This window comes from Streptomyces dysideae (assembly GCF_001514305.1).
In the GTDB taxonomy this organism is placed as follows: domain Bacteria; phylum Actinomycetota; class Actinomycetes; order Streptomycetales; family Streptomycetaceae; genus Streptomyces; species Streptomyces dysideae.
In genome coordinates, this window is sequence record NZ_KQ949128.1 from 17,063 (window position 1) to 37,301 (window position 20,239).

Genomic DNA, 20,239 nt, shown 5'->3' on the forward strand with positions numbered 1-20,239 from the left:
GATGCGACAGGGGGAGACCCGGTTCTTGAACACCACCGGAAGCGACGCGTACGACGAGTACCACGCGCTCCTCGCGCGGCAGGACGCGATGCGGCTGCGCCGGCAGATGCTCTTCCCGGCGCGGCCGCCGTCCCCGACCGCCGTGCCCGCGCAGGTGGCCGGGTGCTCCTACGACGGGGGCGCCGACCAGCAGACGATCACCCGGTACCTGCCGCTGGTAACCCCCTTCAGCGACCTCATCGCGCACCTCTACGAGGCCATGTTCGAGGGGCATCCGTATCTGCGCGGTCTGTTCCCCGACTCGATGGAGTTTCAGCGGGTTCATCTGGAGCGGGCCTTCTGGTATCTGATCGAGCACCTGGACCGGCCGGACGAGGTGGCCGTCTTCTGCGCCCGGCTGGGCCGCGACCACCGCAAGCTGGGAGTGCGGCCCGTGCACTACGAGGTGTTCGAGGCGGCGCTCGCCGAGGCGCTGCGCCGGAGCGCGGGCGAGCGGTGGACCGAGGCGCTGGAGCAGGCGTGGCTGCGGATGCTGCGGTTCGCCGTCGCGGCCATGGTGGACGGCGCGGACGAAGCCCTGGCCGAGCCCGCGTACTGGAACGGGACGGTGACGGATCATCAGCTGCGCCGTCCGGATCTCGCCGTCCTCCGCGTTCGCACCGCCGAGCCGTATCCCTACCGGGCCGGGCAGTACGCGAGACTCCAGTCCCCGTTGCTGCCGCACACGTGGCGGCCGTACTCCCTCGCCTGCGCGCCCCGCCCGGATGGGGAGCTGGAGTTCCACATCCGCTGCACCGGTTCCGGCGGGGTGAGCGAGGCGCTGGTGGCGCACACCCGCGTCGGCGACCCGCTGCGCCTGGGACCCGCGCAGGGGTCCATGACACTGGACGACGGCCTGACGCGGGACGTGCTGATCGTGGCGGGCGGCACCGGATGGGCCACCGCCAAAGCACTGCTGGAGGAGCTGGCCCTGCGTCGTCCGCCCGGCGGCAGCACGCACCTGTTCCTCGCCGCTCGCACGCTGGACGACCTGTACGACACGGCCGCCCTGGCCGAGTCGGAGAGGGGCCGCCCGTGGCTGCGCGTCGTCCCGGTGATCGGCGAGGGCCCCGGAGCCGCCGAGGACGGCACGGTGGCCGACGCGGTGGCCCGGCACGGCGACTGGTCCCGGCACCACGCCTACGTGAGCGGCCCGCCCGCCATGGTCACCGCCATGGTGCGGCGGCTGACCGCCATGAACCTGCCCGCCGACCGGATCCGCCACGACCCGGTCGACGGCACCGTACTTCCTCCCTCACCCGGGTCTGTACGGTCAACGGTGGATCTTCGAACAGGAAGTAACACCTGATGGCAGACGTGACCGTCGCGGCGGTGCGGCAGGTGGGTCTCGTCCAGTGCGTCGCTGTCGATGACTTGCCGCCCCTCGAACCTGCCGTTGCCGAGCTACGGGCTGGTGCAGGTCCCCGGCGTGGTCGGGCAGCCCGCTGCGGTGCGAGAACAGGTCGGCGAGGGTGACCTGGCGGGTGACCCGGCGGTCCTTGAGGGCGAAGCCGGGACTGTGCTCGACGACAGGGTCGTCCCAGGCGACGGTCTTCTCACCCACGGCCGCGGCGACCACGGTCGATGTGACCGGCCTGGAGACCGAGACGAGCTGGAAGACGGTGTCGGGTCCGACCTGGCCCTCCGCGCCGGCCTTCCGTTCGCCGAAGCCCTTCAGATACAGCACCTCGTCGTCATGGACCACGCCGACGGCGACACCAGGCACACCGGTCCTGCGCATGGCGTCCCGCACGACTCCGTCGAGCCGGTCCACCCGCGGCGTCGGCCTTGGCCCGCGTGAGTCGCGGCGGCGGCTGGGCCGGCGGGACGATGGGCAGCTGCGGCGTCTGGGCGGCCGCCCTGTGGACGGCGGCGGAGGTGTCGGGACCCGTGCAGCCGCCGCCGGCCAGGGCCGCCACCAGGCCCAGGGCCGCAGCGGAGCGGAGACGCTGGGCGGGCGCCTAGTCAAGGCGAGACATGTCTTCCAGTGAAGGCCCTGCCCCGACGCCTGTCGCATTGGCGAGCCATTCGGGGGACCCGCCGCCTCGCGATCACGTGAGAGTGCCGCTCGCTCCCAGCAGGGCCCGAATCACCCCGACGGTCACGCCCGGCCAGGGCACGAGATCTGAGAGAGGCTCCGCCCTGGTAGTCGGGGCGGAGCCTCTATAGGTCATCGCTGTTCGCCAGGGGCGGGCCACTGTGGCTTTGGCGTGCTACTCGATGCCGATCTCGGCCAGCTGCAGGCGGAACTTGGCGGTCTCGTCGGAGGCCGGGGTGCCGAGTTTGGTTGCCGTCAGGCGGAGGTAGCGGCCGGTGGTGGAGGGGAGGGTGTAGGTCTGGGCGTCTCCGTTCGGGTTGGACTGACCGGTGACGGTGCGGGCGGTGGTGTAGGTGGTGGATCCCTCGGGGCGGGTCTGGAAGGTGAAGTCGACGGGGAAGCCCGCGGTGCCGCCCCCTGCTCCGCCGATGTCGGTGCGCGGATGGAGGGTGACGGAGCCGATGGGCCGGTCGGCGCCGAGGTCGATCTCGACCCATACGGGTGTGCCGCTGATGTTGGCGGAGGAGAAGTCGAGGCTGGTGAAGCCCTTGGCTCCGGCCACGCTGGTGAGGGTGCCGTCCAGGACCCGGGTCTTGCCCCAGTCGCCGTTCTCCAGCGCGTTGTTACTGGTGACGGTGGTCCCGGCGGGCGGGACGGTGACTTCGGCGAGCTGGAGGCGGTACTTGGTGGTCTCGTCGGAGGCGGGGGTGCCGAGCTTGGTGGCCTGGAGACGGATGTACCGGGCGGTGGTGGTCTTGAAGCCGTATGTCTGGACCTTGCCGTCGGGGTTGGCCTGCCCGGTGACCGAACGGACGGTGGTGTAGGTGCTCGATCCGTCGGAGCGGGTCTGGATGGTGAAGTCGACGGGGAAGCCCGCGGTGCCGCCCCCGGCGGCTGGTGTGTCGGTGCGGGGGAAGAGGTGTACAGCGTCGAGGGTGGTGTCGGCTCCGAGGTCGATCTCCACCCAGACGGGGTTCGCGCCGATGTCGGCGGAGGTGAACTCGTTACTGGTGTAGCCCTTCGCCCCGCTCACGCTCGTCAGCTTGCCGTCGGTGAGCCGGTCCTTGCCCCAGTTGCTGTTCTCCAGGCTGTTGTTGCTGGTGACACGGTGACCCAGGGCCAGGTTGTCGAGGCGGCCGGTGCCTGTCGCCGTGAACGTCCACGTGCCCGGCTGGACCTTGAAGTAGACGTACGAGGAATCCTTGCCGTCATAGCTCAGACCGCTGACGCTGCCGGTGGAGGAGCCGCCGGTGAAGACCGTGGTGCCGTTGGCCTTGATGACGGGCTGGGAGCCGCCGTAGGTGGGCACGCCCACCCGAGCGGTCGTTCCGCCCGGCGAGGTGAGCGTCAGGGTCACCTGGCTGCCGTCGCGTGTGATGCCGAAGCGGATCTCACCCCTGTTGGTCGGCGTCACCGTGTTGATCTTCGCCAGGCTGCCGGACTGCGGGATGACCTCGTACGTCTCCCAGCCGGGCTTGGTCGGGCGTACACCGGCGGCGTAGGCGGACAGCACGTACAGCGGGCCGCCGTTCCAGGCGTGGTTGTCAGTGCCGGCTGCCTTGTCCCAGAGCTCCCACAGGGTGTAGCAGGCGGGGTCGGCGACCTGGGCGGCGTAGCGGTTGCGCATCCGCTCCTCGGCGACGCCGGCCGCGCCCATCAGATACAGCGCCTCCAGGACGTAGAACTCCATGTAGGGGCTGGCGTTGAGGTGGGTGCGCAGCACCTCGGTGATCGCCGGGTAGTGGTTGGACGTGGCCAGGCCCGCGACCACCGCGAGAGCGTTGCCCCGGTCGTCGGTGTCGCCGTTGTAGCCGGGTGAGCGGTACTCGTTCTTCGTGGAGTTCCACAGCACGGCGTCGAAGTTGACCTTGATGCTGTTGCGCTTGGACTGCCATCCGGCGACGTCGCCGGTGTTGCCGCTGAGGGCCGCCAGTTTGGCGGCGGTGTCCAGGGCCAGGTAGTACCAGCAGTTGTCCAGGACCCGGGCGTCGATGTTGGTGCCCCAGTCCTCCCAGTCCCAGTCGCCCTGGCGGTGGGCCACCAGGCCGTTGCTGTCCAGGGTCCACAGGTCCAGGTACTTCTTCACCGCCGGGTAGGCGCCGGTGACGGCGGCCGCGTCGCCCGTGTAGAGGTAGTACGTCCAGAACGACCACACCGAGGCCAGCATCTGCACGGGCAGTTCGGCGGTCCAGGTGGTCGAGGGGATCGGGGAGTACAGCACCCCTCCGGACTCCTGCCAGGACGTCAGCTGGGCGATGGCCTTCTTGCCGAGTGCGTAGGACTTGGTGTCGAAGGTGTAGAAACCTTCCTTCAGCTGGTTGACCACGTCGCCCCACCACTGGGCGCGCTCGCGGGTGGGGCAGTCCATGTAGTTGTCCCGCATGTTGACGTACATCGTGCGGGCAGCCTTGGTCCACAGGGTGTCGAAGAAGGCGTCGTTGCTGGTGAACGACCCGTCGAAGTCGGTGTCGTAACCGCTCTCCCGGTACTTGAGATCCACGATCGTCACGTCGGCGGGGATGGTGTACCGCACGGCGGTCCCGCTCATCCAGCCCAACGACTCGAACTCCTGGACACCGCCGGTGCAGATGTAGGTGGAGCGGACGTTGTAGCCGCTGGCCGCGCCGACCAGGGCCAGGCCGTCGTCGTGGTGGTCGGTCTGGATACCGATGACGGCGCCGGCGGGGGCGTCCACCTTCAGGTACGGGGTGACCTGGATGTTGGACGGCAGTTTGGCCCAGATCGCCGTGGACCCCTGGCCGGTGGCCGGGAGTGAGGAAGCGTTGGTGTAGGACTTCAGGCCGGAGTACCGGAACTGCGGGATCGGCCGCTCGACGAGGCCGTTCCAGGGGGCGGCGCCGGCGGCGCCAAAGTCGGTGGGCGCGCTCCAGGAGCTGTCGTCGAAGCCGGCGGACTGCCAGTCGGCCACGGCGGTGGCGTCGCGGGCGTCGTAGTAGACGTTCGATTCCGGCAGCCGGAAGTTGGCCTGGGTGCCGCTGGTGTTGTGGGAGTAGCCCGGGTGGACCTTGTGCTTCCATCCGGTGTTGCTGACCACCCGGGTGGTGGTGGAGCCGGTCTCGATGTCCGACTGGAACAGCAGGCCGCCCTTGCCGCTGCTGCTGTGCGAGAAGCCCTCCTTGCCGAAGTACCACACCAGCAGCGCCACCGTGTTGGACCCGCTCTTCAGGTACGGGGCCAGGTCGATCTCGTCGTAGTACGTGTCCGTACGGTTCGGGCCGCGCTTGAGCTGGCCCTCGAAGACCACGAGGGTGCCGTTCACATACAGCCAGTACTTCGAGTCGGCCGCGATCTGCGTCACGGCCTTCGAGGGCGCGGAGTTCAGGGTGAACGATCTGCGGAATGCCACCCACTGGTTCGTCGTGCTGGACGGCGCCCAGATCCACTTCGCGGTCCACGAGACCGCCGCGGACGCCGTCGGCGCCAGCCCGGACAGCGTCAGGGAACCCAGAGTGGGGGTCAGGGCCACGGCTATGGCCGAGCGAAGGGCGGACCGGCGCGTTACATCGTGCATCGCGGGCTCCTAGGAGATGTGCGGGGACGACAGCAACGTCGGCAGCCCGGAGTCGAGAGGGATCGGAATTACAGACTCCGGGATGTTGAAACGTTTCAAGTAGATGTTTGCGGGCGTGATTTTCGTCCTGTTCGCAGAGCCATGTCAATGGTTGCGCAGTCGGCATTCTCCCGAGCGGCCCGAGCACGCAGGCTCCGCTGCCTTCGTCACCCGGCCCGCCACTGCGGGGTCTGCGGTCGCTGTCATGCTCACGCGGAAACCGCGACTCGTCGGCCGCTGACCGGCATGACGCGACGTCGCGCGGGAGCCGGTCCTGCCCCAACGGTACGGAGGCCGGGCCTCACCCCAGACCTCACTTGCACCTGATCATGGCACTCCAGAAAGACAGGAACGCATATGCCCGCGGTTCTTTCCCGGCTGGGTGGCACAGCTTCCAGCCGGGGCCTCGGTCTGTTCCTGGCTTGTGGCCGAATGCCGAATACGCCTGCCGCTACGACCCCTACGCGAACGTCCGGTGAGTCGGGCAGGAGTGCGAGTGGAGCGGGACGTAGGGCGCCGTGACACCACCGTCCAGCACCCGCCCCCGAGCGCTTGGTCCACCCCTCTACCAGAACATGCGCGTATGGAAAGCGAATCGGCGTCAGTCGGTCGGGTGCGGCTCCGTGAGTTCATGGCGCGAGCCCGAACCGGAGAAGGCACCGGTGTGACCGGATGTGAGGTGGCGCCGGTGTGGGGGCATGGCCCGCCGCCACCCGGTCGGTGCGTGGGAGGGGGAGACCGGATGGCGGCGGGGGCGACGGGAGCGCGAGGTCACTCGTCGATCGCTCGTATCGGGTCATCGGACAGACTGGTGGCCAGCCACTGCTCCACGGCCGTGATGTGGACGGTCGCCGCAGCGGCGGCGAGCAGGGCGTCGCGTGACTGAAGCGCGCTGAGGATCTGCTCGTGGTCCTCGTGGGCGCTCTTCAAGGCGTGACTGGTCTGGCTGCCGCGGACGATGCGGACACGCTGGGTGCGGGTGGAGAGCACTTGCAGCAGCATCGACAGCACGGGGTTGCCGACCGCTTCGACGATCCTGAGATGGAAGGCGATGTCGTGGGCGACGAACTCCTCCACGGTGGCGACGGTCCGGGACCGCTCGAGGATGTTGCGCAGTTCCTGGAGGTCCTCCGGCTTGAGCAGCGCGGCGGCCAGCCCCGTCGCCTGCGGCTCAAGCAGTCGTCGTACCTGGAGCAACTGCAGAGCCGTGTGGCCCTGGGAGACGTCGGCGGCGAAGGAGAGGCTCTCCAGTAGCAGATGGGGCTCCAGACTGGAGACGTACGTGCCGTCGCCCTGCCGGGTGATCAGGATGCGCATGGCCGTCAGCGCCCGGACTGCCTCCCGCAGGGAGTTCCGGGACAGGCCGAGCTGTCCGGCGAGGATCTCCTCCTTGGGCAGCCGGGAGCCGGGCGCGAGTTCACCGGCGACGATCATCGCCTTGATCTTGTCGATCGCCTCGTCCGTCAGTGCCACGAGCGTGCCTCTCTGAGTTGGGGATGGGCCGGGCGGTGGCTCCGCCGGGCCCGCTCGGGTCGGCGGAGCCGCTTGCGGTACGCGGTTATTCCTGCTTCTCGCCGGAGGCGAAGCGGGAGATGATCAGGGCGACGATGATGATGGCTCCGTTGAGGAACTGGTTCCACAGCGGAGGTACGCCCGCCAGCGTCATGACGTTCACGACCAGCTGGAGGGTGAGGACACCGGTCAGGGCACCGAACACGGAGCCCTTGCCGCCGTTGAGGCTGACCCCGCCGATGACGGTCGCCGCGAAGACTTGGAAGATCCAGCCGCTGCCCTGGGTGGCGGAGATGGAGCCGTAGTGGCCGCTGTAGAGGATGCCTGCGAACGCGGCGAGGACGCTGCCGAGGATGAGGACGATCCACACGATGCGGTCGACACGGATGCCGGCGGTGCGGGCCGCCTCCGGGTTGCCGCCGATCGCGTACAGCGCCCGGCCGTGCCGAAGCCAGGCCAGTGCACTGCCTCCGATGGCGAAGAGCAGCGCGCACACCCAGATGGCGGCGGGAACGCCCAGCCAGGACGCCTTGCCCAGGTAGGTGAAGGAGGAGGGCAACTCAACGATGGACTGGCCCTCGGAGAGGGCGACTTGCAGGCCGCGCAGCATGGTCAGGGCGCCGAGGGTGACGATGAATCCGTTGAGGCGCAGCTTGAGGATGAGGAAGCCGTTGACGGCGCCGATCAGCGCGCCGACCAGCAGACAGAGGGGGAACGCCATCCACTCGGGAAAGAGGCCGAGCCCGCTGAACCGGGCGCCGCTGGTCGGCAGGACGAGCCACACGGCGATGACGGGAGCCACGCCGATGGTGGACTCGAGCGACAGGTCCATCCGTCCGGCGATCAGGATGAAGGTCGTGGCGAGCACCAGCAGGCTGAGCTCGGTGGACTGCTGGGCCACGCCGATGAGGTTGTCGGCGGTCAGGAAGGCCGGCGAGACGATGAACCCGATCAGGCCGAGGACGAGGATCGCCGGGACCAGGGACAGTTCACGGAAGCGCCCGAGGTCGACCCGGCGACGCGTGGCGTCCGCGGCGGCCGGCTCAGCCGTGCTCACTGTGGGCTCGGTGAGATCTGTGGTGGCGGACATGACTACCTTCCGTGCTCGTCTGCGCCGGTTGAGGCGGGTACGGCGGATGCGGGGGACGCGGTGGCGGGGGCCGTGTCGCCGGTGACGCCCTCGATGGCGGCGACGACGGCTTCGTCCTTCCAGCCGTGGTCGAACTCGGCGACCACGCGCCCGTGGAACATGACGACGACCCGGTCACAGGCCTTCAGATCGTCCAGTTCGTCGGAGACGATCAGCGCGGCCTTGCCGCTGTCCGCGACCTGCCGGATGCGGCCAAGGAGGAACTCCTTGGACTTGACGTCCACCCCGTTGGTGGGGCGGATGGCCACCAGGACGTGGGGGTCGGTGGCCAGGGCGCGGGCGACGACGACCTTCTGCTGGTTGCCGCCGGAGAGGGCGGAGACCGGGGTGGCCGCTCCCGGGGTCTTGATGTCGAGGTCCCGGATCATGCGCCCCGCGAACGCCTTGGTACGGGCGGGCAGCACCGTGCCGAACGGACCGAGCTGGTCGGTCACGGTCAGCGTCGCGTTCTCCGCCACACTGCGGTTGTTCACCAGCCCCTGGAGGTGGCGGTCCTCGGGGACCAGACCGACTCCGACGGTGAGCGCGGACGGCACACTGCCGGTGCGGACGCTCCGGCCGCCGACCGTGATCCGGCCGTCCATGGCCCGGTGCAGACCGGCGACCGCCTCACCCACCTGCACATTGCCGCTGGCAGTGGCGCCGGCGAGCCCGACGACCTCGCCGGTGCGGACCGAGAGGGAGATGTCCTCGCAGACGCCGGGCAGTGTCAGGCCGTCGATCGCCAGCAGTTCCGTGGAAGGGGAACGCGAGGCCGAAGGACTATCGACGGCGGCGGTGACCGTGGAGGCCGACTCGCCGGTCATGGCTTCCACCAGCGCCTGGTGGCCGAGTTCGGCGACGGGCGCGGTCAGGATGTGGGCCGCGTCGCGGTAGACGGTGACGGTGGTGCAGAGGTCGTACACCTCTTGCAGATGGTGGGAGATGAAGAGGAAGGCGACGCCCTGCCGCTGGAGATCGTGAAGCTTGTCGTAGAGCCGGTTGATGCCGCGGGCGTCGAGCTTCGCGGTCGGCTCGTCGAGGATGATGAAGCGCGCGCCGAACGACAGCGCCCGCGCGATCTCTACGAACTGCCGCTGCTCGACGGTGAGGTCCTTGGCCCGCGCGGTCGGGTCGACGGCCACGCCGTACTCGCCGAGCAGTTCCTCGGCCCGTCGGCGCAGTTGCTTCCAGCGGATGGGCTGCACCACCCCGGCGCTCTGCCGGTTCAGAAAGAGGTTCTCGGCGACGGTGAGATCGCCGAGGATGGTGGACCGCTGGTAGACACAGGCGACGCGGGAGCGCCAGGCGTCGATGTCGCCGACGGCGGGTGCCCGTTCGCCGGAGAAGCGCAGGGTTCCGGTATCGGGTTGCTGGAGGCCGGTGAGGATGGACACGAGTGTCGACTTGCCGGCGCCGTTGCGGCCGACCAGGGCGTGCGCCTCGGCCGCGGCGATGGTGATACGGGCGTCGCGCAGCGCGACGGTCGCGCCGAATCGTTTGCTGATGCCGGTGGCCTCGGCCACAGGGGCCGGAGTGCCGGGGCCGGTCGCCGGGGCGGTCGCGGTGTCCGCCATGGTGGATACCGTCCTTCGTGTACGGAGGCTGGAGCCGAGGGGGGGGCGGGCGGGTACCCGCGTCGGCGGGGCGGGTGTCGGGGGACGGAGCCGTCCGTCCCCCGACGCGGCGGGCAGGAACGCCGGTCATCAGCCGATGTTGTTGCCCCACAGGGTCTTGTCGTCCACGTTGTCCTTGGTCACCAGGGGAGCCGGGAGCTGGTCCTCCAGGCCGTTGGGCAGCTTGATGATGGTGGAGTCGTGGTCGGTCGGGCCCGGCTTGAACGTCTTGCCCTCGGCTGCGGCCTGCGCGTAGTACAGCGCGTACTTGGCGTACAGGTCGGCGGGCTGGGAGATCGTGGCGTCGATCTGGCCCTTGCGGATGGCCTCGAACTCCTGCGGGATGCCGTCGTTGGAGACGATCGTGATGTGGCCCTTCTCACCCGCGGGCTTGAGCAGGCCCTTCTGTTCCAGCAGCGCCAGGGTCGGCTGCAGGAAGACACCGCCGGCCTGCATGTAGATGCCGTTCAGGTCGGGGTGCTGGGCGAGCAGGCTCTGCAGCTTGGCGGAGGCGACATCGCCCTTCCAGTCGGTGGGCAGCTCGAAGACCTTGATCTTCGGGAACTTCTCCTTCATGCAGGCGGCGAACGCCTCGGAGCGGTCACGTCCGTTGATGGAGTCCAGCGCTCCCTGGAACTCGGCGACCTTGCCCTTGCCGCCGAGCTGCTCGCCGAGGAACTCGCAGGCCTTGGTGCCGTACGCCCGGTTGTCGGCGCGCACGACCATGTAGACGTCGCCCTTGTCGGGTCGGGTGTCGACGCTGACCACCGGGATCTTCTTCGACGCGAGGGTGTCGAGGGTGGAGGCGATGGCGCCGGTGTCCTGGGGCGCCATGACGACGGACTTGGCCCCCGTGTTCTGGAACACCTGGACGTTGGCGACCAGTTTGGTGACGTCGTTCTGCGAGTTGCTGATCGGCAGAGCGTTGATGCCGTCGGTCTTGATGTCCTTCTCGATGTACTGCGCGTAGGAGTTCCAGAAGTCGGAGTCCGAACGAGGCAGGTCGATCCCGATGGCGGGCTTGTCACCGCCCGAGGCGACCGAGTCGGTGCTTTCGCGGTTGCACGCGGTGGCGAGGGCCAGTACCGCGAGGACGGCGGTGGCGGCTGCGGCGGTGGAGCGGGTGCGAGCGAACTTCATGGCCGTGTTCTCTCCTTAGCAAGGGCACAGGGGCGCAGGGCAACAATGGGAGGGCGTACCTGCCTGCGGGGAGGGGCGAGGTCGCCGGACGGGCAGCTGCCGATCCGGCGCGGAAAATGTGCGGATCGTGCCCTACGGGTCGGACGTGAGGGTCAGCCGGGGACCGAGGATGCGGAGGCGACGCGACCGCACGGATGCGAGCCGAACGGACGCCAATGAATGCTGCAAGCATTCCTCCGATGTATCTCGGACGTGAGGACGTTACGGCGACGTTGCCGACGTTGACAAGAGTTCGTCGCCAGAGATTTGTCGGACATCACGCCGTAGGGCGCCGAGGCGCCGTTCCGACCTCGGCGATCCGCGCTGCCACCCGCGCGACCTGCAGAGTCTCGGCCTTCGTGCACGACGGGTGATGCGCCGCGGCAGCTCACAATTCGGCAACGGGGCCGCCTGGCCCGATGGGGACGGAGACAGAAGCGGGCCCCGAGGGCCGTATCCCCCTCGGGGTGGCCGGTGGATGCCCTGCCGACCTTGCTCTCACCGGGGGAGGTGGTCCTGCAGCTCACATTTGATTCATCGGATGGCGGCTCGCGTGTTGACCTCGAGGCCATGCGTGGCCATGGTGAATCTGCCTCTCTGGGCGCTTGACTGGCAACGCCGACGAAATACATCCGAGGAATCCATTGTCAGGCACGGTCCTCGCATCTAAGGTCACTGTGCCGCCATACATCCGATGACTGCGATGCGCATGAGCAAAGCCCGCTGACAGGTCCGGCCCGGCGCACCGCAGGCGGCCCAGCCCTACGGCCGACCACCTCTCAGACGAAACCCGCATGGCAAGGGAGCCCCCAGTGAAACTGCTACGAGTCGGCGCCCCCGGTGAGGAGCGGCCCGCTGTCCTTACCGACGACGGCCGGCTGCTGGACCTGTCCTCCTTGACCCCGGACATCGACGGCGTCTTCCTCGCCTCCGGGGCAGTGGACCGGGCCCGCGTGGCTGTCACGGCGGGAGACCTGCCCGAGCTCGACCCGGACGGCCTGCGGGTCGGCGCACCCGTCACGCGCCCCGGCAAGGTCATCTGCGTCGGGCTGAACTACCGCGACCACGCCGCCGAGACGGGCGCGGCGATTCCCGCGCGCCCGGTGGTGTTCATGAAGGACCCGGCCACGGTCGTCGGCCCGTACGACGAGGTGCTGATCCCGCGGGGGTCGGTGAAGACCGACTGGGAGGTCGAACTCGCGGTCGTCATCGGACAGCGGGCCCGCTACCTCGACGGACCTCAGGCCGCACAGGCCGTGATCGCGGGCTACGCGATCAGCCATGACGTCTCGGAGCGCGAGTTCCAGCTGGAGTACTCCCCGCAGTGGGACCTGGGCAAGTCCTGCGAGACCTTCAACCCGCTCGGCCCCTGGCTGGTCACCGCCGACGAGGCCGGTGACCCGCATAACCTCGGCCTGCACCTGAGCGTGAACGGAGTGAAGCGGCAGGACGGCCACACCGGCGACATGATCTTCCCGGTCGACCACATCGTGTCGTATTTGAGCCAGTACATGGTCCTGGAACCGGGGGACGTGATCAACACCGGTACACCAGCGGGCGTGGCTCTGGGTCTTCCCGGCACTCCTTTCCTGCGCCCCGGCGACACCGTCGAGCTTTCTGTCGACGGCCTCGGCAGCCAGCGCCAGACCTTCGCCCAAGCGTGAAAGGCAGCACCACCTTGACTACAACCTCCGCCCGGATCACCGCCGTCGACACCTACGACGTCCGCTTCCCCACCTCGCGGGAACTTGACGGCTCCGACGCGATGAACCCGGATCCCGACTACTCCGCCGCCTATGTCGTGCTGCGCACCGACGCCGGCGACGGGCACGAGGGCCACGGCTTCACCTTCACCATCGGCCGCGGCAACGATGTCCAGGTCGCCGCCATCGACGCCCTGCGGCCTCACCTCGTGGGCCGCTCGGTTCAGGAGCTGTGCGCCGACCCCGGCTCGGTCAACCGCGACCTGATCGGGGACAGCCAGCTGCGCTGGCTCGGCCCCGAGAAGGGGGTGATGCACATGGCCATCGGCGCCGTGGTCAACGCCGTGTGGGATCTGGCCGCCAAGCGCGCGGGACAGCCGCTGTGGCGCCTGCTCGCCCACGCCGAACCCGAGTGGCTGGTCTCCCAGGTCGACTTCCGCTACATCGCCGACGCCCTCACCCCCGAGGACGCCCTCCACCTCCTGCGCGAGGGCCGGACGGGTCTCGCCGAGCGCGAGGCGATGCTGCTGGAACGCGGCTACCCCGGCTACACCACCTCACCGGGCTGGCTCGGCTACTCCGACGAGAAGCTCACCCGGCTGGCCAAGCAGGCCGTCGCCGACGGCTTCACCCAGATCAAGCTGAAGGTCGGCGCCGACCTCGCCGACGACCTCCGCCGTATGCGCACCGCCCGCGCCGCCGTAGGCGACGGCGTGCGCATCGCCATCGACGCCAACCAGCGCTGGAACATCGACGAGGCGATCGAGTGGACCCGGGCCCTCGCCGACTTCGACCCGTACTGGATCGAGGAACCCACCAGCCCCGACGACATCCTCGGCCACGCCGCCGTCCGCCGGGGCGTCGCCCCCGTGAAGGTCGCCACCGGCGAGCACGTGCAGAACCGTATCGTCTTCAAACAGCTCCTCCAGGCCGGCGCCATCGACGTCCTCCAGATCGACGCGGCCCGCGTCGGCGGCGTCAACGAGAACCTCGCGATCCTGCTGCTCGCCGCGAAGTTCGGCGTCCCGGTCTGCCCGCACGCCGGCGGCGTGGGCCTGTGCGAGCTGGTGCAGCACCTGTCGATGTTCGACTACCTGGCGCTGTCCGGTACCACCGAGAACCGCGTCATCGAGTTCGTCGACCACCTCCACGAGCACTTCACCGCGCCCGTGGTGATGCGCGACGGCCACTACACCGCGCCGCTGACCCCGGGCTTCTCCGCCACCATGCACCCCGAGTCCCTCACCGAATACCGTTACCCGGACGGCACCTTCTGGGCGGCCGACCTCGCTGGACGGGAGGAGGTGGCATGACCGGTCTGTCAGGGCTCAAGGCCGTCGTCACCGGGGGTGCGTCCGGCATCGGGCTGGCCACGGCCCGCGCACTGGCGGCGCAGGGCGCGGCGGTCGCCGTGCTCGACCTCGATCCGGGCGGCGTCAGCGAACCGCTGCTCGGCCTCCAGGCCGACGTCAGCGACGACGCCTCCGTGCGCGCCGCCGTGGAACAGGCCGCCGAGCGGCTCGGCGGCCTGGACATCCTCGTGAACAACGCGGGCATCGGCGCGGTGGGCACCATCGAGGACAACCCGGACGAGCAGTGGCACCGGGTGATGGACGTCAATGTCCTCGGCATCGTCCGCACTACGCGTGCCGCCCTGCCCCACCTGCGCCGCTCCGCGCACGCGGCGGTCGTCAACACGTGCTCGATCGGCGCCACCGCGGGCCTGCCTCAGCGCGCCGTGTACTGCGCCAGTAAGGGTGCGGTCCTCTCGCTGACTCTCGCCATGGCCGCCGACCACGTCCGCGAGGGCATCCGCGTCAACTGCGTCAACCCCGGGACCGCCGACACACCATGGGTCTCCCGGCTGCTGGACGCGGCCGACGATCCCGAGGCCGAGCGCGCGGCCCTCAAGGCCCGCCAGCCCCTGGGACGCCTGGTGACCGCCGACGAGGTGGCGGCCGCCATCGTCTACCTGGCGAGCCCGGCCGCGGCGTCCGTCACCGGCACCGCGCTCGCGGTGGACGGTGGCATGCAGGGATTGCGGCTGCGCCCGGTGGACCGGTCGTGAGGACCACCATGCTGGGCGGCAGCACGGTACCGGTCTCGGAACTGGCGCTGGGCTGTGCCGCCCTCGGCAACCTCTTCCACGCGGTCAGCGACGAGGCTGCCCACGCCACGGTGGAGGCGGCCTGGGACGCCGGCATCCGCACCTTCGACACCGCGCCCCACTACGGTCTCGGCCTGTCGGAACGGCGGCTCGGCGCCGCGCTGCGCGACCGCCCCCGGGAGACGTACACCCTCTCCACCAAGGTGGGCCGGCTTCTCGTGCCGGACCCGGAGGGCGGCGCCGACGACGACCTCGCCCACGGCTTCGCCGTCCCGGCCACCCACCGCCGCGTCTGGGACTTCAGCGCCGACGGAGTACTGCGCTCCCTGGAGGCCAGCCTGGAGCGTCTCGGCCTCGACCGCATCGACGTGGCCCTGCTGCACGACCCTGACGACCACGCCCACCAGGCGTTGCGCGAGGCGTATCCGGCGCTGGAGCGGCTGCGTGCCGAAGGTGTAATCGGAGCGATCGGCATCGGGATGAACCAGTCCGCCCTGCCCGCCCGGTTCCTGCGTGAGACAGACATCGACGTGGTACTGCTGGCCGGCCGCTACACCCTGCTGGAACAGGACTCGCTCGCCGAACTGCTCCCGGAGGCAGCCGCTCGTGGCCGGAGTGTCGTCATCGGCGGGGTGTTCAACTCCGGGCTGCTGACCGCCCCCCGGCCCGGCGCCACGTACGACTACGCACCCGCTCCGCAGCCGGTCCTCGACCGGGCGCTACGGCTCCTCGCGGTCTGCGAACGCCATGGTGTGCCGCTTCGTGCCGCCGCGCTGCGCTTCCCGTTCGGCCATTCCGCGGTCGCGAGCGTCCTGACCGGCGCGCGCTCCCCCCAGGAGGTGCGCGACACGGTGGAGCAGCTGCGGCGCCCGATTCCGGACACCCTGTGGGACGAGCTGCGCGCCGAGGGCCTGCTGGACCCGGACACCCCCGTCCCCGCAGCCACGCCGATCGGGGGAGCCATGCCGTCGAAGGAGCCGTCATGAAGGTCGCCCTGCACACCAAGGTCCGCGCCGACCGTATCAAGGAGTACGAGGCCGCGCACCGGGAGGTGCCCGAGGAACTCACCGCAGCCATCCGCGCCGCGGGCGTGAGCGAGTGGACGATCTGGCGCAGTGGTACGGACCTGTTCCATGTGCTGGAGGTCGAGGACTACCAGGCGATGATCGCCGAACTCGACAAGCTGCCCGTCAACATCGCCTGGCAGGCCCGGATGGCCGACCTGCTCGCCGTCGTCCACGACTACTCCGCGCAGGGCGCGGACGCCTCGCTGCCGGTGGTGTGGGAACTGTGACCGCAGCGGAGACCGAGCCCGGCATCGTGGACGCCCACCACCATGTGTGGGACCTGTCCGTCCGCGACCAGGACTGGATCAGCGGAGCCGAGCTCGCCCCGCTGCGACGCGACTTCACCCTCGCCGACCTGGCGCCGGAGGCCCGCGCGGCCGGTGTCACCGCCACCGTGCTGGTGCAGACGATCACCGTGCCGGACGAGACCCCGGAGTTCCTGGCCCTGGCCGCCGACAGCGACCTGGTCGCCGGGGTCGTCGGCTGGACCGACCTGACCGCCCCCGATGTCGCCGAGACCCTCGCGGAACTGCGCGCGGGCCCCGGCGGGGAGCACCTGGTGGGCATCCGTCACCAGGTGCAGGGCGAGCCGGACCCGCGCTGGCTCGTACGCCCCGAGGTGCTGCGCGGCCTTTCCGCGGTCGCCGAGGCGGGACTCGTCTACGACCTCGTGGTGAAGCCCCACCAACTCGCGGCGGCCGTCGAGGCCGCGGAGCGCCTGCCCGGCCTCACCTTCGTCCTCGACCACCTCGGCAAGCCGCCCATCGCGTCCGGCGAACTCGACCCCTGGGCCCAGCAGATCCGGCGCCTCGCCGCCCTCCGCAACACCGTCTGCAAACTTTCCGGCATGGTCACCGAAGCCGACTGGGGCTCCTGGACCGTCGCGGCCCTCGCGCCGTACGCCGACACCGTGCTCGACGCCTTCGGACCCGAACGGCTGATGTTCGGCTCCGACTGGCCCGTCTGCCGGCTCGCCGCCACGTACGCCGAAGTGATCGCCACCGAACGCGAGTTGACGGCCGGGCTCGGGCCGGCCGAGCGCCATGACGTCTTCACCGGCACGGCCGCGCGGACCTACGACCTGTCCGTCCCCGCACGGCCGGCCCCGCCTCAGGAAACCCCATGCGCATAGCCCTCTTCATCACCTGCTTCAACGACACGATGTTCCCCCGCACTGGTCGCGCGGTGACCGAACTGCTGGAGCGCCTCGGCCACACCGTGGAGTTCCCGCAGGCCCAGACCTGCTGCGGCCAGATGCACTTCAACACCGGGTACCGCCCCGAGACCCTGCCCATGGTCCGCCGCTTCGCCGAGGTCTTCGCAGGCTACGACGCCGTCGTCGCCCCCTCCGGGTCCTGCGCGGGCATGGTGCGCGACCACCACCGCGTGGTGGCAGCCCAGTACGGCGACGCCGCCCTCGCCGAGGCGGTCGAGCAGGTGGTGCCGACGGTGTACGAGCTGTCGGAGCTCCTGGTCGACGTCCTAGGCGTCACCGACGTCGGCGCCTATTTCCCCCACCGTGTCACCTACCACCCGACCTGCCACTCGCTGCGCATGCTGCGTGTCGGCGACCGGCCGCTCAGGCTGCTGCGCGCCGTGAAGGGCATCGACCTCGTCGAACTGCCCGACGCCGAGTCCTGCTGCGGCTTCGGCGGAACCTTCGCCCTGAAGAACGCAGAGGTCTCCAACGCGATGCTGGCCGACAAGATGCGCCATGTGCAGGACACCGGCGCCGAGATCCTGTGCGCGGGTGACAACTCATGCCTCACCCACATCGGCGGCGGCCTGTCCCGACTGCGTACCGGCGTCGGCACGATGCACCTGGCCGAGATCCTGGCCTCCACGGAAGGGGACGTGCGGTGAGCGGTGCCGACAACGTCGTATGGCTGGGCACCCCGGCCTTCCCCGAGGCTGCGAAGACCGCGCTCGCCGACACCCGGCTGCGGGCGAACCTGCGCCGCGCGACCGGCACCATCCGCGACAAGCGGCTGGCGGTCGCCGCCGAACTGGAGGACTGGGAAGAACTGCGGGAGGCAGCCGCGACGATCAAGCGTCGCACCCTCCGCCATCTCGACCACCATCTCCTGCGCCTGGAGAAGGCTGTGACCGCCGCGGGGGGAGTGGTCCACTGGGCGTCGGACGCCGCCGACGCCAACCGCATCGTGACTGCCCTGGTGAAGGCGACCGGCGAGGACGAGGTCGTCAAGGTCAAGTCGATGGCGACCCAGGAGATCGGCCTCAACGAGGCGCTCGCGGACGCGGGCATCCGTGCCTACGAGACCGATCTCGCGGAACTCATCGTGCAGTTGGGCGGCGACCGTCCCTCGCACATCCTCGTGCCCGCCATCCACCGGGGCCGCTCCGAGATCCGGGAGATCTTCCGCCGGGAGATGGGGGAGTGGGGCAGACCCGCCCCCGAGGACCTCACCGACGAGCCCCGCGACCTCGCCGAGGCGGCCCGGCTCCACCTGCGGGAGAAGTTCCTGCGGGCCAAGGTCGCCGTCTCCGGCGCCAACTTCGCTGCCGCCGACACCGGAACGGTGGCGGTGGTGGAGTCGGAGGGCAACGGGCGGATGTGCCTGACCCTGCCGGAGACCGTGATCACCGTCATGGGCATCGAGAAGGTCCTGCCGTCCTTCGCCGACCTGGACGTGTTCCTCCAGCTCCTGCCCCGCTCGTCGACCGGCGAGCGGATGAACCCCTACACCTCGCTGTGGACCGGCGTCACCGAGGGCGACGGCCCCCGGAACTTCCACCTGGTGCTGCTCGACAACGGCCGGACCGCGACCCTGGCCGACGAGGTGGGCCGCCAGGCCCTCGCCTGCATCCGCTGCTCGGCGTGCCTCAACGTCTGCCCGGTGTACGAGCGCACGGGGGGCCATGCCTACGGTTCGGTCTACCCCGGGCCGATCGGCGCCGTCCTGACTCCGCAGCTCGTCGGCATCGGGAACGCGGCCTCGCTGCCCTTCGCCTCGACCCTGTGCGGCGCCTGTTACGACGCCTGCCCCGTGAAGATCAACATCCCCGAGGTGCTGGTCCATCTGCGGGCCGAGGCCGTGGAGGCCAAACGCCGGGACCGACTGCTCCCCACAACCGAGGCACTCGCCATGAAGGCCGCGGGCGCCGTCCTGGGCTCACCGCGGCGACTGGCCGCCGTACAGCGGCTGTCCGCCGGGGGAGCCCGGCTGGTGGCCCGTGACGGCCGCATCGGTGCCCTGCCCGGTCCGTTCGCCCGCTGGTCCGGCACCCGGGACACCCCGGCGCCGGCCCGCGAGTCCCTGCGCGCCTGGTGGCGCCGTACGCGACCACCCACGAGCGAAGACAGCCGTACGACGGCGCAGGGGAAGGAACGACGATGAACGGCCGCGAGAGCGTCCTGAGCGCGATTCGGGGAGCGCTGTCCGGCGTTCCCGGTTTCGAGAGCCCCGACGACGTACCCCACTCGCACGGTCGCCGCGCCGACCATGCCGGACCGGACGTCGTCGGGCTGTTCGCCGAGCGGGCCGCCGAGTACCGCGCCACGGTGGTCCGTGTTCCGCCGGCCGATGCCGCGGCGGCGGTCGGTCACGCGCTGGCCCGCACCGGAGCACGGTCCCTGGTGGTCCCGCCCGGGCTTCCCGAGGACCTGGTCCCGGCGGGACCCTGGTCCCTGCTGACAGACGTCCCGCCGCTGACCGTCGGACAACTAGACGCGGCGGACGCCGTAGTCACCACCGTCGCCACCGCCATCGCCGTCACCGGCACCGTGACCCTCGACCACGGTCCGGGCCAGGGACGGCGGGTCCTGACCCTGCTCCCGGACCAGCACATCTGCGTGGTCCGGGCGGACCAGATCGCTCCCGACGTACCCGAGGCACTGCGCCTGCTCGATCCCTACCGCCCGCTGACGCTGATCTCCGGCCCCTCGGCCACCAGCGACATCGAACTGGACCGTGTCGAAGGCGTGCACGGGCCCAGGACTCTCGACATCGTCGTGGTGGGGGACGCGTAGCCGACGGCGCCCGGGACCGTACGGCTTCGCAGCGCGGCAGGGTGGCCGCGCCGCGAAGCGGTGCCCGTTTTCGACCCCCGGCCAAACCTCGATATACCTCCGATGTATTCGTTCCTTGGGTTTGGTAGCGGGGTGATGAACAGGACTTTCTTGATTCTCCGTCTCCGCTCTGGACAAGGGGCGGGGCGGTGCCTGTTAATACATCCGATGTCTATGGGAGCTGTCGGAGCCCCGCCGGACATGAGTCGCCGTACTCCGCCGTCTGTGCGGTGCTGCGGACGAGCAGT

General features: G+C 70.0%; 16 protein-coding genes. 10 read left to right on the plus strand and 6 right to left on the minus strand.

All coding sequences use genetic code 11. The annotated features are described in order from the left end of the window. The first annotated feature begins 25 nt into the window (after positions 1–25). Positions 26–1,348: a globin domain-containing protein gene (locus AQJ91_RS44855; protein ID WP_234383414.1), complete on the plus strand. Its 1,323-nt coding sequence runs from the start codon at positions 26–28 to the stop codon at positions 1,346–1,348. Here AQJ91_RS44855 and AQJ91_RS51350 read toward each other — a convergent pair. The 6 genes from AQJ91_RS51350 to AQJ91_RS44885 all read right to left on the minus strand — a co-directional run bounded on the left by AQJ91_RS51350 (position 1,313) and on the right by AQJ91_RS44885 (position 11,045). Next, positions 1,313–1,813, minus strand: coding sequence for a serine hydrolase domain-containing protein (locus tag AQJ91_RS51350; RefSeq protein WP_407697050.1), 501 nt, complete (start codon positions 1,811–1,813; stop codon positions 1,313–1,315). The genes AQJ91_RS44855 and AQJ91_RS51350 overlap by 36 nt on opposite strands. Positions 1,814–2,252: 439 nt before the next feature. After that, positions 2,253–5,609, minus strand: a complete 3,357-nt coding sequence (locus AQJ91_RS44865) for an alpha-L-rhamnosidase-related protein (RefSeq protein ID WP_067034940.1) — start codon at positions 5,607–5,609, stop codon at positions 2,253–2,255. An 810-nt stretch (positions 5,610–6,419) separates the two neighbouring features. Then, positions 6,420–7,121, minus strand: a complete 702-nt coding sequence (locus AQJ91_RS44870; RefSeq protein WP_067034942.1) for a FadR/GntR family transcriptional regulator — start codon at positions 7,119–7,121, stop codon at positions 6,420–6,422. 85 nt (positions 7,122–7,206) lie between these two features. Further along, a complete protein-coding gene (locus tag AQJ91_RS44875; protein ID WP_067034945.1) occupies positions 7,207–8,250 on the minus strand; it encodes an ABC transporter permease in 1,044 nt (347 codons plus the stop codon). 2 nt (positions 8,251–8,252) lie between these two features. Continuing rightward, complete coding sequence (locus tag AQJ91_RS44880; RefSeq protein ID WP_067034948.1) at positions 8,253–9,866, minus strand: sugar ABC transporter ATP-binding protein; 1,614 nt, start codon at positions 9,864–9,866, stop codon at positions 8,253–8,255. A 129-nt stretch (positions 9,867–9,995) separates the two neighbouring features. Beyond that, entirely contained in the window at positions 9,996–11,045 is a 1,050-nt protein-coding gene (locus AQJ91_RS44885; protein ID WP_067034951.1) for a sugar ABC transporter substrate-binding protein, read from the minus strand. Positions 11,046–11,896: 851 nt separating this feature from the next. Between AQJ91_RS44885 and AQJ91_RS44890 the strand changes: the two genes are divergently transcribed. From AQJ91_RS44890 to AQJ91_RS44930, 9 genes are read left to right on the plus strand one after another with little or no spacing between them, the layout of a single operon-like run. Next, positions 11,897–12,748, plus strand: coding sequence for a fumarylacetoacetate hydrolase family protein (locus AQJ91_RS44890; protein ID WP_067034954.1), 852 nt, complete (start codon positions 11,897–11,899; stop codon positions 12,746–12,748). A gap of 14 nt (positions 12,749–12,762) precedes the next feature. Beyond that, positions 12,763–14,100, plus strand: coding sequence for an L-fuconate dehydratase (locus AQJ91_RS44895; RefSeq protein WP_067035006.1), 1,338 nt, complete (start codon positions 12,763–12,765; stop codon positions 14,098–14,100). Further along, positions 14,097–14,855, plus strand: coding sequence for an SDR family NAD(P)-dependent oxidoreductase (locus AQJ91_RS44900; RefSeq protein ID WP_067034957.1), 759 nt, complete (start codon positions 14,097–14,099; stop codon positions 14,853–14,855). Before AQJ91_RS44895 ends, AQJ91_RS44900 begins: the two co-directional genes overlap by 4 nt. Then, complete coding sequence (locus tag AQJ91_RS44905) at positions 14,852–15,880, plus strand: aldo/keto reductase (protein WP_067034960.1); 1,029 nt, start codon at positions 14,852–14,854, stop codon at positions 15,878–15,880. The genes AQJ91_RS44900 and AQJ91_RS44905 overlap by 4 nt, the downstream gene beginning before the upstream one ends. Beyond that, positions 15,877–16,188, plus strand: a complete 312-nt coding sequence (locus AQJ91_RS44910; RefSeq protein ID WP_067034963.1) for an L-rhamnose mutarotase — start codon at positions 15,877–15,879, stop codon at positions 16,186–16,188. The genes AQJ91_RS44905 and AQJ91_RS44910 overlap by 4 nt, the downstream gene beginning before the upstream one ends. Further along, entirely contained in the window at positions 16,185–17,093 is a 909-nt protein-coding gene (locus tag AQJ91_RS44915; protein WP_067034966.1) for an amidohydrolase family protein, read from the plus strand. Before AQJ91_RS44910 ends, AQJ91_RS44915 begins: the two co-directional genes overlap by 4 nt. Then, positions 17,084–17,824, plus strand: coding sequence for a (Fe-S)-binding protein (locus AQJ91_RS44920; RefSeq protein WP_067034968.1), 741 nt, complete (start codon positions 17,084–17,086; stop codon positions 17,822–17,824). Before AQJ91_RS44915 ends, AQJ91_RS44920 begins: the two co-directional genes overlap by 10 nt. Beyond that, positions 17,821–19,320, plus strand: coding sequence for a LutB/LldF family L-lactate oxidation iron-sulfur protein (locus AQJ91_RS44925; protein ID WP_067034971.1), 1,500 nt, complete (start codon positions 17,821–17,823; stop codon positions 19,318–19,320). The genes AQJ91_RS44920 and AQJ91_RS44925 overlap by 4 nt, the downstream gene beginning before the upstream one ends. Beyond that, positions 19,317–19,952, plus strand: a complete 636-nt coding sequence (locus tag AQJ91_RS44930) for a LutC/YkgG family protein (RefSeq protein WP_067034974.1) — start codon at positions 19,317–19,319, stop codon at positions 19,950–19,952. The genes AQJ91_RS44925 and AQJ91_RS44930 overlap by 4 nt, the downstream gene beginning before the upstream one ends. The last annotated feature ends 287 nt before the right edge of the window (positions 19,953–20,239 follow it).